Raw genomic sequence first — 13,020 nt, 5'->3', positions numbered from 1 at the left:
TGCCCATCTGTAGGGCGGCATAGAAGAGGTTGGATCCGTCGATAAAGATGGCCACGCGCCCACGGTCGTCCTGGAAGGGATCCGGGGGCTGAAAGCCGGGCTCAGGATCAAGACGCAACATTCGGGCTTTCTTCTCCAAGTTTTGGCAAAGGGATAGAAAAAGATAAAGTATTAAAAGCTATAGGAACAAGGCGTCGGCAAAAAAGGCCCTGGCTGGAGAGATACGTCATTTACCCTAGCGCAGGAAGCTCCCTCCACCCGGAAGACTTCCAAAATCCTAAAGAAAAATACTCACCGGAGGACGCTTGCAGATGCCCGCCCAAGAGGGGCCGCCCCCTTACTGTTTTTCCACCCCCTTGCGCAGGGGGGTGTTGCGCAGCCGCTACCGGCGCTTCTTTGCCGAGGTGGAGCTGGAAAATGGGCAACCGGTAACCGCTCACTGCCCCAACACCGGGCCGATGACGGGGGTTTGCCAGGTGGGAGCGCCTGTGTACCTCTCCTATCACCCCGATCCCAAGCGCAAATTGGCCTACACCTGGGAGATGATCCAGGTGGAAGGGGTGTGGGTGGGGATCAACACCGGCCTGCCCAATCGCCTGGTGGAATGGGGGCTGGCACGAGGGTGGTTTCCCCAATTGGCGGAGTTCTCCCGCTGGCAACGGGAAGTGACTTGCGGCAGGAGCAAAATCGACTTCCTGCTGATGGGAGACTCTGGCTTGGCCTACCTAGAGGTTAAAAATACCACTTGGGCCGTGGGATCCCGCGCCCTGTTTCCCGATACGGTGACGACTCGCGGCCAAAAGCACCTGGAAGATCTCATCGAGATCCGCCGGCAAGGGCAGCGGGCTCTGCTGCTGTATTGGATCAACCGCGCCGATTGCACCGAGTTTGCCCCCGGCGAAGAACGGGATCCCCGCTATGCCCATCTGTTTCGCCAGGCGCTGCAGGCTGGGGTTGAGGTGCTGCCCTACCGGATCGCGGTCTCGCCACAGGGGATCCGTCCGCTGGGTTTGGCCAAAATAGTGGCCTGAGCGTCGTCTTGGAAACCTGCTGCCATGCAAGTGGCCACCTGGAACGTCAACTCCATTCGCACCCGGCTGCCCCAGGTTTTGGCTTGGCTGGACAAGCAGGGATCCCTGGATGTGCTCTGCTTGCAGGAGACCAAGGTGGTGGATGCGGACTTTCCCCGCGCGCCCTTTGAGGAGCGAGGCTTTTACGTAGAAGTGTACGGGCAGAAAGCCTACAACGGCGTTGCCCTGATCAGCCGGGAGGTGCCGGAAAAAGTAGAGCGTGGCTTTGGGGCCCTGCTGCCGGCAGCGGCGGAGCTGGACGAGCAAAAGCGGCTGATCGGCGGCCTCTACCGCGGCATCCGCATTCTCAACCTCTACGTGCCCAATGGCGAGGCGGTGGGATCCGACAAGTACGCTTACAAATTGCACTGGTTGGCCCGCCTGAAGGATTACCTCAACATCGCCCTGGGCCAGGGGCAGCCCATCCTCCTCTGCGGCGACTTCAACATCGCCCCCGAAGACCGGGATATTTACGATCCCCGCAAAGCCGGGGAAATCATGGCCTCGGAGCCGGAGCGGCAGGCCCTGCGGGAGATCCTGGCTTTGGGGTTTGAGGATGCCTTTCGCAAATTCACCCCGGATCCCGGACATTTTAGCTGGTGGGACTACCGCGGGGGTGGGTTCCAGAAGAACCGCGGCTGGCGCATCGATCACTTCTACCTTTCCCCTCTGCTCCAGGACAAAGCTACTGCCTGCTGGATCGACGTCGAACCGCGGCGGGCACAAAAGCCCAGCGACCATGCCCCTGTGGTTGTGGAGCTGGCAATCTGAAATCCCCAGGCTGCTCGCTTGCCAATCCTTAATTTCAAGACAACAGCGGCCACCTGCGTTAGGCTGATAAGTGTTAACGAATGTATCGGGCTATCGCGATGGCGCTCTTTGGTTTTGGCAAATTGGGCAAGAAACTGACCCTGCCCACCCCGGAGGAGGCTTTGCCGGGCCGCTCCGAGCCAATGGCGATCGTCAACCGGCACTACGTCAAGGGCACGCCGCTAAAGCCCCCCTTTCCGGAGGGCATGGAGCTGGCCCTGTTCGGCATGGGCTGCTTCTGGGGAGCCGAGCGCAAGTTTTGGCAGTTGCCGGGAGTGTTCACTACTGCGGTGGGCTACGCCGGCGGGTATACTCCCAACCCAACCTATGAGGAGGTTTGCACCGGCTTGACCGGCCACAACGAGGTGGTGCGGGTGGTTTACGATCCGGCTCAAATCAGCTACCTGCAGCTTTTGAAGGTGTTTTGGGAAAACCACGATCCCACCCAAGGGATGCGGCAGGGCAATGATGTGGGCACCCAGTATCGCTCCGGCATCTACGTCTATTCCCAGGCCCAGCAGGAGCTGGCAGAAAAAACCCGCGATCTCTACCAGCAAGCCCTGAGCGCCCACGGCTACGGCCAGATCACCACTGAGATCCTGGACGCCCCAGAGTTCTACTACGCCGAAGACTACCACCAGCAATACCTGGCCAAGAATCCGCGCGGCTACTGCGGCTTGGGCGGCACCAAAGTTCCCTTGCCAGAGCTGGCTGCCGAGTCTGTTTGAGCCACACCCTGGCCGTCCCACCCTCACCCCCGGCCCCTCTCCCTGAGGGAGAGGGAAGTTAGAGCGGCGCGTTCGTGATGAGGTTGCCTAGCGATAAGGATCCCAAAGAAGGCCTAGAAGATGCGGCGGGAAGGGGATCCCCGCTCTAGCAGCTCCTTGGCCACCAGGGTCACCACTGCCAGCAAGGAGAGCACCACCGCTGCCGCATAGGCCGAGCCCGTGGCATAGCTGCGGTAGGCATCTTCCACAAACAAGGGAAGGGTCTGGGTACGGCCGATGATGTTGCCGGAGACCACGGCCACCGCCCCGAACTCCCCCATGGCGCGGGCATTGGTCAGGATGACGCCGTAGAGAAGGCCCCAGCGGATGTTGGGCAGGGTGATGCGCAAGAAGATCTGCCAGGAATTGGCCCCCAGCGTTTTGGCGGCCTCTTCCTCTTCGGTGCCGGCCTCTTCCAACACCGGCAGCACCTCCCGCACCACAAAGGGCAAAGTGATGAAAGCGGTGGCCAGCACAATGCCCGGAAAGGCAAAAATGACCCGCAGATTCCAGGATCCCAGCCAACCCTGACGGCCAAAGATCAGCACCAGCATCAGGCCGGCCACCACTGGCGAAATGGAAAAGGGCAGATCGATGAGGCTGAGCAGCAAGGCCCGCCCCGGAAAACGGCGGCGAGCCAGGGCCAAGGCGGCACAGAGGCCGAAAAGGGTATTGAGAGGCACGACAACCAAGGCAGTCAGCACCGTCAATCGGAGGGCACTGAGCAGCTCCCGCTCGGTCAGGTGCTGCAGAAAAGCTGGGATCCCTTCTCGAAACGCTTGGTAGAAGATGTTCACCACCGGGATCCCAAGCAGCAGGGCAATGTAGAGCCCGACAATGCCGATCAACAGGCCCGACAGCCAAGGGTTTGTCGATGGCTCCGGTTGGACCCCCGATATCCCGTCAGGTTTCATGGCGACTTCCCCAAGCTTGCAGAAGGTTAATCACCACCAGCGACAAGAAAGAGATCCCCAGCATCACTGTCCCGATTACCGTTGCCCCGGCATAGTCGTACTGTTCCAGCCGCTGGATCACCAGCACTGCCGCGATGAGATCCCGGAAGGGGATGCTGGAGGCGATGATAACGATGGAGCCATATTCGCCCACAGCGCGGGAAAACCCCAGGGCCACCCCGGTTAAAACAGCGGGCAAAATCTGGGGCAGCACCACCCGCCAGAAGGTCTGCCAGCGGGAGGCGCCCAAACTCCAGGCCGCTTCTTCCACCTCTTGTTCCAGCTCCTGCAGCACTGGCTGCACCGTCCGCACCACAAAGGGAAAAGAGATAAACAGCATCGCCACCCCCACCCCCAAGCGAGTGAAGGCAATGCGGATCCCCAAGGGGGCCAACAGGGATCCAATCCAGCCGTTGCTGCTGTAAACCGTCGCCAGGGTGAGGCCGGCAACAGCCGTGGGCAGGGCAAAGGGCAGATCGATCAACCCCTCGAGGAGCTTTTTGCCGGGAAAGGTGTAGCGCACCAACACCCAAGCCGTCAGGGTGCCCATTACACCATTCACTAAGGCCGCCAGCAGCGCAGTTACAAAAGTAACTTCATAGGCGGAGAGGGCCACCGGATCCGTCGCGATCCGCCAAAACTCCGCCCAGCCCACGCTGCTGGACTTGGCGATCAAGGCGGCCAGCGGCAGGGCCAACATCAGGAAGAGATAGCCCAAGCTCAGCCGCCACGGCCAAGACAGTTGAAACCCAGCTTGCTGCAACTTTCCTCAAGCTCCCAGCGACATCGGACTTCGTCCCGCCGTCGCCAGCGGGGTCATGGCAGTTTTCTTGTCGTTTTTTTTGAGGGGAAAGGCCTTGACCACCTTGGGACGGACATAGACCTGCTGCCCCACCTGCAGCGGCTGGCTGGCGTATTGATCCCGGCTCAGGTGGGCCCAGAGGGATCCGCCATCGCTCAAGACCAGCTCCGCCTGGATCTCCCGCCCCAGGTGGATGATCGCTTTTACCCACGCGGGGACGCCGCTGCTATTGGGGTTGACCTCGATCTGCACATCGTGGGGGCGCAAGAAAAGCTGGTGCGGGCCGGCCTGCGCCTCGGGAAGCTGGCAAGATAACAGGGAGCGGGGAGAGAGCTCGTTAACCGGGCCGATAAAGCTCATGACAAAGGGGGTGGCCGGGTGATCGTAGATCTCGGCAGGGGATCCCACCTGCTCGATCCGCCCCTGGTTCATGACCACGATCTGGTCGGCCACCTCCATGGCCTCCTCTTGGTCGTGGGTAACCAAGACGGTGGTGACGTGCACCTTGTCGTGCAGGCGCCGCAGCCACTGGCGCAGCTCCTTGCGCACCCTGGCATCCAGCGCCCCAAAAGGCTCGTCCAAAAGCAATACCTGCGGCTCCACCGCCAAGGCGCGGGCCAGGGCCACCCGCTGCCGCTGCCCCCCCGAAAGCTGCGAGGGATAGCGATCCCCAAACCCCGACAGTTGCACCAGCTCCAACAGCTCGTCCACCCGCGCCCGGATCTCGGCCCGCGAAGCTTTGCGGATCTCCAGGCCAAAGGCAATGTTCTGCCGCACCGTCATGTGCTTGAACAGGGCGTAGTGCTGGAAGACAAAGCCAACATTGCGCTCCTGGACGCTGGCGTGGGTGGCATCCCGACCGGTGAGGAAAATCCGCCCCGTGTCCGGCTTTTCTAGACCAGCAATGAGGCGCAAGAGGGTGGATTTGCCCGAACCCGACGGCCCCAACAGGGCGACCAGGGATCCCGTGGGGATGGTGAGATCGGTAGGGTAGAGCGCCTGAAACTCGCCGAAACGCTTCGATACCCCTGCAATGGTGATGCCCATAGGCTCTGCCTAGCTAGTGGTTTGCCTGAGAAGTTGCTGGATTGGTTGCCGGCTGAGTCTTCTCAAAAGGTTGAGGGAAGTTAAACGCCCACCTAATCTACGGTAAACCTGTCAACAAACCGTTGATACAGCTCCCAGAATAACTTGAATGGGAACCCAAAACAAGGGAGCCTCCCTACAACTCGGCTTGAATGCGGTCAAACAAAGCTCCATCGGCAAAGAAGCGGTTTTGGATTGTCTCCCAGCCGCCTAGGTCGGCAACGGTTACCAGTTTCTCAACAGGAGGGTAACGCCAGGCAAACTCTTGGGCCACCGTGGGCTCCACCGGCCGGAAGCCCACCTCGGCAAAGGCCCGCTGCGCTTCTGGGGTAAACAGGTAGTCGACAAAGGCTTCGGCCACGGCGCGGGTGCCCTTGCGGTCCACGTTGGCGTCCACTACCGCCACCGCCTGATCGATGGAGATGTTGGGATCCGGCACCAGGTAGGGCAGGGGCTGGCCGCGCAGGCCGGCCAGGATTACCTCATGTTCGTAGGTAAGCAGAACATCCCCCTGCCCTTTTTGGAAGAAGACATCGGTGGCCTCCCGCGAGTCCCGCGGCAGGACGCGGACATTTTTGTAGACCTGGGTGGCGAACTCCAGGGCCTGAGGTTCAGGGACAGCGCTCCAGAGGGCCAAAAAGTTCCAGCGGGCGCCCCCTGAAGTTTTGGGGTTGGCGGTAATCACCTGCAGGCCGGGCCGAGCCAGATCCAGCCAAGAGCGGATACCACGGGGGTTGCCCTGTCGCGTGACGATGGCCGCCACCGAGCGGGTGACGATCCCCTGGTTGGGGGTGCGGCTTTCCCAGCCTGGCCGAATCAGGCCGGCAGCCACAATGCGCTCCACATCCAGGCCTAGGGCCAGGGCCACCACATCGGCATCCAGCCCCTCGATGACCGCCCGCGCCTGCGTTGCCGAGCCGGCGTAGCTGCTTTCCACCCGCACCCGTTGTCCGGTCTGGGCCAGCCAATGGGCCTCAAAGGCAGGGATGATCTGGCGGTAGGCATCGCGGGTCACCGCAAAAGAAGCCAGAAGAATCCTCACTTCCCCGTGGGATCCCACCCCACAGCCACCTAGCCCCAGCAGAAGGAATCCCACCGCCAGCCACCGCCCCGCTCTCCCCCACCAGGCCACCGCGACGGGTGAAGGGATCCCCAATGGCTTCCCCGCTGCCCCTTCCATCTTCACCGCCATCCCCAAAAACTTCTCCACTTCTCCGTCCCTCACCCCCAACCCCTCTCCCAAAAGGCGAGGGGAGGTTGGAGGCTAAGGAACTATTCTACGGTAATCCAGTCGGCAAACCGTTTTTAGACCAGGGATCCCTAGGCGGGGCAGGGGGTGGGGGGCGCCGCGTCGGCAGCGAGATCCAGCGTGGCATTGAGGAGGCCGGGATCCTCCGGGGAGGGGAGCAACTGGAACCCTAGCCGCTTGCACAGGCGGCGCATGCCCTCGTTTTTGCTGAGCACCTCGCCGGCCAGACGCCGGATTCCTTCGCAGCGGGCCACCTGAATCAGGCGGGTCAGCAGCTCCGTGCCGATCCCCTGCCGTTGATAGGGATCCGCCACCAGCAGGGCAAACTCCGCCTCTTCGGGGAGGCCGTGTCTTTTGGAGAGGCGGCTGATGCCGAGGATTGTGGCTTCTGGCTCCTGTTTTTCCGCCACCAGGGCGATCTCGCGGTCGTAGTCGTTGAAGCAGATGCGGATTAAGCGCTCGTGGGCGATGCGGGCGCTGTATTTGATGGGGTGGAAGTAGCGCAGGTAGATGCTGTAGTCGGAGACGTGGCGATGAAACTGGATTACCAGCGGCTCGTCTTCAGGGCGGATGGGGCGGATGGTGATGCCGTCCCGGAAGGGCCAGGTGTACTGGCTGGGGTAGGGGCGGATGGCCAACGGCACCGGTGGTTCTTGCTCTGAGCGCAGAATGACGCGGGCATCCAAAGCCACCAGCCCCTCGCCCGAGGCCAGCAGGGGGTTGATGTCGATCTCCTTGATCTCCCGCTGTTCGGCCACCAGTTGGCTGAAGCGCACCAAAAGCTGTTCCAGCGCTTCCAGCTTGACGGCTCGGCGCCCCCGCACCCCCTTGAGGGCCTTGTAGATGAGGGTATTCTCCATCAGGCGCCGCGCCAAGGTGGTGTTGAGGGGGGGAAGGCCGATGGCGCGATCCTGGAACACTTCCACCAATTGGCCGCCGCTGCCAAACAGCAACACCGGCCCAAACTGGGGATCCTCGCTGCTGCCCAGGATCAGCTCGTAGCCGTCGGTGCGGATCATCGGCTGCACCGTCACCCCTTGGAAGTGCTGGGATCCGGCTTTTTCGGCAACATTGGTCTGGATCTGCCGGTAGGCCCGCCGCACCGACTCGGCATCGGGCAGGTTGAGCTGCACGCCGCCTACATCGGTCTTGTGGGTGAGGGTGTGGGAGTAGAGCTTGAGCACCACCGGGTAGCCGATTTGTTCGGCGGCCTCTACAGCCGCTTCCGGGCTCTCGGCCACCCGCGTGGGCACCACCGGGATCCCGTAGGCGGCCAGGAGCTCCTTGGACTCGACCTCGGTCAGGAGCGTGCGGCCTTGCCGCCGGGCTTGGCTGAGGATTGGCTGCACCCTCTCGCGCTCGACCGCTGTTGCAGGGGGCAGCGCGGGGGTTTCGTAGAGGGCCTTGAGGTTGTCGCTGAAGCGCCACAGATAGCTGAACACCCGCGCCGCCTGATCCGGATAGCGGTAGGTGGGGATCCCGGCCTGGTTGAGGATCTGCTCGCCGGCATCCACCAGGGCTCCCCCCATCCAACTGGCCAGGATGGGTTGGCGAGATCCGCTGCGCCGCCAGGTCTCCACCACCTTGGCGGCCGTGGCGGTGGGATCTGTCATCGCCTGGGGGGTGAGGATCACCAGACAGCCCTGGCTGCCGGGATCCCGCAGCACGATCTCCAGCGCCTGGGCAAAGCGCTCCGGCCCGGCATCGCCCAAAACGTCGATGGGGTTGCCGTGGCTCCAGTGGGGCGGCAGGATCTGGCTGAGCTGCTCCAGCGTCTCCGGGGCAAGAGAGGCCAGGGATCCGCCGGCGCGAATGAGGGCGTCGGTGGCCAGCACCCCTGGCCCGCCGGCATTGGTGAGGATGCTGAGGTGGGGCCCTTGCGGACGGGGCTGTTTGGCCAGCACCTCCGCCATGTCGAAGAGATCTTCAATGTGATCCACCCGCAGCACGCCGCAGCGGCGGAAGGCCGCATCCAAAACCGCGTCGCTGCCGGTGAGGGATCCCGTGTGGGAGGCCGCCGCCTGGGCCGCCGCCTGGGCCGCCGCCTGGGTGCGCCCCGCCTTGATGACGATGATGGGCTTGCTCAGCGCCACCTCGCGGGCCGCCGACAAAAACGACCGCGCATCCCCGACGGATTCCATGTAGAGGACGATGCTGTGGGTATGGGGATCCTGGCCCAGGTAGTCGATGAGATCCCCCCAGCCCACATCCAGCATCGATCCCAGGGAGATAAAGGCGCTAAAGCCGACATTTTCCTGCAGGCTCCAGTCTAGGATCGAGGTGCAGAGGGCCCCGCTTTGGCTGATAAAGCCCACGTTGCCGGGCCGGGCCATCTGGGCCGCAAAGGTGGCATTTAGGCCCGTGTGGGGGTTTTGGATCCCCAGGCAGTTGGGGCCAATCAGGCGCAGCTTGCCGCGGGCAGCCTCTTGGATGGCCTTTTCCAGCTCCAGCCCCTCGGGGCCGATTTCCTTAAAGCCCGCCGAGAGGACAATGGCCCCCTTGACTCCGGCCTCAACGCATTCTTGAATAACCGCCGGCACCCCGGCTGCCGGGATGGCGATGATGGCCAGATCCACCGGCTCCGGCAAAGCAGACAGCCGCTCATAGGCCCGGATGCCCAACACCTGGTGCCGCTTGGGGTTGACCGGGTAGACCGTGCCCCCAAACGGGTGGCTGATCAGGTTCCACAAGACCGTGCGCCCAACACTGCCCTCCCGCTCTGTTGCCCCCACCACCGCCACCGAGCGGGGCAGAAAAATGGGATCTAAGGGGTGGGATCTGGCCTTCCAGATGTCGAGGCTGGGGTCAGGGCGGCGCCGCATGGGCTTACTCCTCAATGTCTGGTGACTAGGCCAACACCGGCTCCGGCTGGTGGTAGAGGGCAGCCTCCACCCGGCAGCCCCGGTAGGCCAAGACGTACAGCTCCTTCATGTCCTGAATCAGCGGGTAGCGGGGGTTGGCGCCGGTGCATTGATCATCGAAAGCCTGCTCCGCCATCGCCTCCAGACGGTCGTAGAACGCCTGCTCGCTCTCGCTGAGGGCCTCGCGGATGGTAGCCGGGATCCCTAGCTTCCGCTTTAGCTCCTCGATGGCCTCAATGAGGCGCACGACCTTTTCATCATCATTGGCTCCGCCCAACTGCAGGTAATCGGCAATCTCGGCATAGCGGTGCTTGGCGTTGGGGTAGCGGTATTGGGGGAAGATGGCCTGCTTAAAGGGGGCGTCGGTGGCGTTGTAGCGGATGACGTGGGTAATCATCAGGGCATTGGCCAGGCCGTGGGGCAGGTGGAAGGTGGATCCCAGCTTGTGGGCCAAGGAGTGGCACACCCCCAAAAAGGCGTTGGCAAAGGCCATGCCGGCAATGGTGGCGGCGTAGTGGACTTTTTCCCGCGCTTCGGGATCCTCGGCGCCCTTCTCGTAGGCCCGCGGCAGGTAGGTCATCAGGAGCTTGATGGCCTGCAGGGCCAGCCCATCGGTAAAGTCGCTGGCCATCACCGAGACATAGGCTTCCAGAGCGTGGGTGAGGGCGTCGATGCCGCCATAAGCCGTTAGCTTCTTGGGCATCTTTAAGGTGAGATCCGGATCCACGATGGCCATGCTGGGGGTGAGGGCGTAGTCCGCCAGGGGGTACTTGATCCCCACCCGGTCATCGGTCACTACGGCAAAGGGCGTCACCTCGGATCCCGTCCCGGAAGTGGTGGGGATGCAGACCAGTTGGGCTTTTTGCCCCAGCGGCGGCAGCTCGTAGACCCGCTTGCGGATGTCCATAAAGCGCGTGGCCAGGCCTTCAAACTCCACCTGCGGCTGCTCGTACATCAGCCACATCACCTTGGCCGCGTCCATCGGGGATCCGCCCCCCACGGCGATGATCACATCCGGCTGAAACTGGCGCAGCTGCTCCAGGCCGCGGTTGACGGCGCTGAGGGTGGGATCCGGCTCCACGTCGTGGTAGACATCCCACTTAATCTGGAGCTCCTCGAGAACCCGGGTAACCGGCTGCAGCACACCCAGCTCGAAAAGGGGCTTGTCGGTAACCAAAAAAGCCCGCTTTTTGCCGGCCAACTCCCTCAAGGCCACCGGCAGACATCCCCGCTTAAAGTAGATCTTGGGCGGCACCCGGAACCAGAGCATATTTTCCCGCCGGTAGGCCACCGTTTTGACGTTGAGCAGGTGGCGCGGCCCCACATTGTCCGAGACGGAGTTGCCCCCCCACGTGCCACAGCCCAACGTTAACGAGGGATCCAGCCTGAAGTTGTAGAGATCCCCAATCGCCCCCTGCGAAGAGGGGGTGTTGATCAGCACCCGCCCTGTTTGTAGGGCATTCTCAAAGTAGGCAATATCGTCCCGATTGGCTGGATCGGTATACAAAACAGAGGTGTGACCCCGCCCCCCGAAATTGACCACTTGGACGGCCATATCGACAGCGCTGTGGAAATCCTTGGCGCGGTAGAGGGCCAAAACAGGAGCCAATTTTTCGTAGGAAAACGGCTCTTCGGGCCCCACCTTCTCCACTTCCCCAATCAGCAGCTTGCTGCCTTCGGGTACCTGGATCCCGGCCAGAGCAGCGATGGTCTGCACCGATTGGCCAACAATAGCTGGATTGAGACGGCCATCCTTGAGGAGAATGCGGCGCACCGCTTGCGTCTGTTCCGGATCCAAAAAGTAGGCCCCTCGATGGCAAAACTCCGCCTTCACCTGCTCATAAACGGCCTCCACCACGATCACCGCCTGTTCCGAGGCGCAGATCATGCCGTTGTCAAAAGTTTTGCTGAGCAAGATCGAGCTGACGGCTGTGGGAATGTCGGCGCTGGCGTCGATCACCGCCGGCGTGTTGCCCGCCCCCACACCCAGCGAGGGGTGGCCGGAGGAATAGGCCGCCTTGACTAGGGCGGGGCCGCCGGTGGCCAGGATCAACTTCACCTCCGGATGTTGCATCAAAGCCTGAGACAGCTCGATGGTGGGCTCGTCGATCCAGCCGATCAACCCCACAGGCGCACCGGCTGCCTCAGCCGCCTCCTTGACCACCTTGGCCGCGGCAATGGTGCATCGTTTGGCGCGGGGGTGAGAGGAAAAGATGATGGCGTTGCGGGTTTTCAGGGTGATGAGAGCTTTGAAAATGGTTGTCGAAGTGGGGTTGGTGACTGGCACAATGCCCGCCAAAAGCCCCACCGGCTCGGCAATGCGCTCGTAGCCAAAACTCTCGTCCCGCTCGATGACGCCACAGGTTTTCTCGTGTTTGTATTTGTTGTAAATGTATTCAGAGGCAAAGTGATTTTTGATCACCTTGTCTTCCACAATCCCCATGCCGGTCTCTTCCACGGCCAGCTTGGCCAGCGGGATCCGTTCGTTGTTGGCGGCCAGGGCAGCTTTGTGAAAGATCCGATCCACCTGTTCCTGGGTGAAGGTGGCATACTCAGCCTGGGCAGCTTTTACCTGTTGGATCAGAGCTTCCAGTTCCTCGAGGTTGGTGACAGGCATAGGTGGATCCTCCAAAATTACATCCATACAGGTTAAAAGTTGAGGCAACCGTTAGAAATTGCTGCAAGACTCCATGGGCCTGCTGACCGGCTAAGCGCCAACAGGCGCGGGAACCTGGATCTCAGTGGTCATTTTTGGGGGATGGGTAAGGGTGTTGTGGATGATGCACGCATCGACTGCCTTTTCCAACCCTTTTTGGTGTTTTTCGTCGAGCGGGATCCCACTTTTCACCCGAATGCAAATGTTGTCTAGGCGGGCAGGGTGCTCGACTTTATCTGCGGTAACAACCACTTCCAGCCCTTTGGGATCCAACTGCCGCGCTTCCAAATACTTGACGGCATAGAACCCCACACAAGCACCCAAAGAGGCCAAAAACCACTCCGGCGGCGTCATTCCCTGATCTTGGCCGTGGTTGTCCAAAGGCTGATCGCTGAGGATGCGATGGCCGCGGCTTTGGGCTTGAAATTGAACGCCATTTTGGTAGGTTACGCGCACTTCCACCGGGGATCCCTCCTCATTTTTTGAGCTACCAGAGTTGGCAAGCTGCTAGACTATTGGGTTCAACTAAGTTCAACTTAGCATTACCTTGGAGACAGCCTAAGGACTTTAGAGATGACTTTGGGATCAGGCTGGCTCAAGTCAGAATTGGCTCTACAGCCTGTTAAGGGCTCAAGGGGTACAATAGCAGCACTTAGCAAACCAACTTCGGAAGGAGGATGGATTGATCAATTGATCAGTAGTAAAGAAGTCTTCACTATCTGCTCCATGCTATATTTCCCAATTCTGCAAAGCTGCCGAATAAAAT

The 13,020-nt window shown here is 61.4% G+C and carries 10 protein-coding genes and 2 pseudogenes; 3 read left to right on the top strand and 9 right to left on the bottom strand.

Annotated features, from left to right (window positions below; genetic code table 11):
• A pseudogene (locus tag NW809_RS05800) lies at window positions 1-121 on the bottom strand (NYN domain-containing protein); the annotation flags it as partial.
• A gap of 190 nt (window positions 122-311) precedes the next feature.
• Between NW809_RS05800 and sfsA the strand changes: the two are divergent.
• From sfsA to msrA, 3 genes are all read left to right on the top strand, one after another.
• On the top strand, window positions 312-1,031 hold the full coding sequence (sfsA, locus tag NW809_RS05795; RefSeq protein ID WP_011429372.1) for a DNA/RNA nuclease SfsA: 720 nt from the start codon (window positions 312-314) through the stop codon (window positions 1,029-1,031).
• A gap of 24 nt (window positions 1,032-1,055) precedes the next feature.
• Window positions 1,056-1,841, top strand: coding sequence for an exodeoxyribonuclease III (gene xth / locus NW809_RS05790; RefSeq protein ID WP_099812467.1), 786 nt, complete (start codon window positions 1,056-1,058; stop codon window positions 1,839-1,841).
• Between the two features lie 98 nt (window positions 1,842-1,939).
• Complete coding sequence (msrA, locus tag NW809_RS05785; protein ID WP_099812466.1) at window positions 1,940-2,608, top strand: peptide-methionine (S)-S-oxide reductase MsrA; 669 nt, start codon at window positions 1,940-1,942, stop codon at window positions 2,606-2,608.
• 113 nt (window positions 2,609-2,721) lie between these two features.
• Here msrA and cysW read toward each other — a convergent pair whose 3' ends face one another.
• The 8 genes and pseudogenes from cysW to NW809_RS05745 form a co-directional block, all read right to left on the bottom strand.
• A complete protein-coding gene (cysW, locus tag NW809_RS05780) occupies window positions 2,722-3,561 on the bottom strand; it encodes a sulfate ABC transporter permease subunit CysW (RefSeq protein WP_099812465.1) in 840 nt (279 codons plus the stop codon).
• On the bottom strand, window positions 3,551-4,363 hold the full coding sequence (cysT, locus tag NW809_RS05775; protein WP_099812464.1) for a sulfate ABC transporter permease subunit CysT: 813 nt from the start codon (window positions 4,361-4,363) through the stop codon (window positions 3,551-3,553). Before cysT ends, cysW begins: the two co-directional genes overlap by 11 nt.
• Window positions 4,364-4,369: 6 nt before the next feature.
• Window positions 4,370-5,449, bottom strand: a complete 1,080-nt coding sequence (locus NW809_RS05770; protein ID WP_414401710.1) for a sulfate/molybdate ABC transporter ATP-binding protein — start codon at window positions 5,447-5,449, stop codon at window positions 4,370-4,372.
• A gap of 175 nt (window positions 5,450-5,624) precedes the next feature.
• Window positions 5,625-6,713 carry a sulfate ABC transporter substrate-binding protein gene (locus tag NW809_RS05765; protein ID WP_414401709.1) on the bottom strand — a complete coding sequence of 363 codons (1,089 nt, stop codon included), beginning with the start codon at window positions 6,711-6,713 and terminating at the stop codon, window positions 5,625-5,627.
• A gap of 95 nt (window positions 6,714-6,808) precedes the next feature.
• Entirely contained in the window at window positions 6,809-9,559 is a 2,751-nt protein-coding gene (locus NW809_RS05760; RefSeq protein ID WP_414401708.1) for a GNAT family N-acetyltransferase, read from the bottom strand.
• 25 nt (window positions 9,560-9,584) lie between these two features.
• Window positions 9,585-12,215, bottom strand: coding sequence for a bifunctional acetaldehyde-CoA/alcohol dehydrogenase (gene adhE, locus NW809_RS05755; protein ID WP_414401707.1), 2,631 nt, complete (start codon window positions 12,213-12,215; stop codon window positions 9,585-9,587).
• A gap of 90 nt (window positions 12,216-12,305) precedes the next feature.
• Window positions 12,306-12,716: an OsmC family protein gene (locus NW809_RS05750; protein ID WP_011429381.1), complete on the bottom strand. Its 411-nt coding sequence runs from the start codon at window positions 12,714-12,716 to the stop codon at window positions 12,306-12,308.
• A gap of 168 nt (window positions 12,717-12,884) precedes the next feature.
• A pseudogene (locus NW809_RS05745) lies at window positions 12,885-13,020 on the bottom strand (IS630 family transposase); the annotation flags it as partial.

Origin of the sequence: Synechococcus sp. WC101 (assembly GCF_047461555.1) — a bacterium.
In the GTDB taxonomy this organism is placed as follows: Bacteria; Cyanobacteriota; Cyanobacteriia; order Thermostichales; family Thermostichaceae; genus Thermostichus.
Note: the sequence above shows the minus strand (reverse complement) of the source record. Positions and strands in the feature narration are given on the sequence as shown.

Coding starts and splice junctions, on each gene's coding strand:
- sfsA (WP_011429372.1), top strand. CDS start 312: ATGCCCGCCCAAGAGGGGCCGCCCCCTTACTGTTTTTCCACCCCCTTG.
- xth (WP_099812467.1), top strand. CDS start 1,056: ATGCAAGTGGCCACCTGGAACGTCAACTCCATTCGCACCCGGCTGCCC.
- msrA (WP_099812466.1), top strand. CDS start 1,940: ATGGCGCTCTTTGGTTTTGGCAAATTGGGCAAGAAACTGACCCTGCCC.
- cysW (WP_099812465.1), bottom strand. CDS start 3,561: ATGAAACCTGACGGGATATCGGGGGTCCAACCGGAGCCATCGACAAAC.
- NW809_RS05770 (WP_414401710.1), bottom strand. CDS start 5,449: ATGGGCATCACCATTGCAGGGGTATCGAAGCGTTTCGGCGAGTTTCAG.
- NW809_RS05760 (WP_414401708.1), bottom strand. CDS start 9,559: ATGCGGCGCCGCCCTGACCCCAGCCTCGACATCTGGAAGGCCAGATCC.
- adhE (WP_414401707.1), bottom strand. CDS start 12,215: ATGCCTGTCACCAACCTCGAGGAACTGGAAGCTCTGATCCAACAGGTA.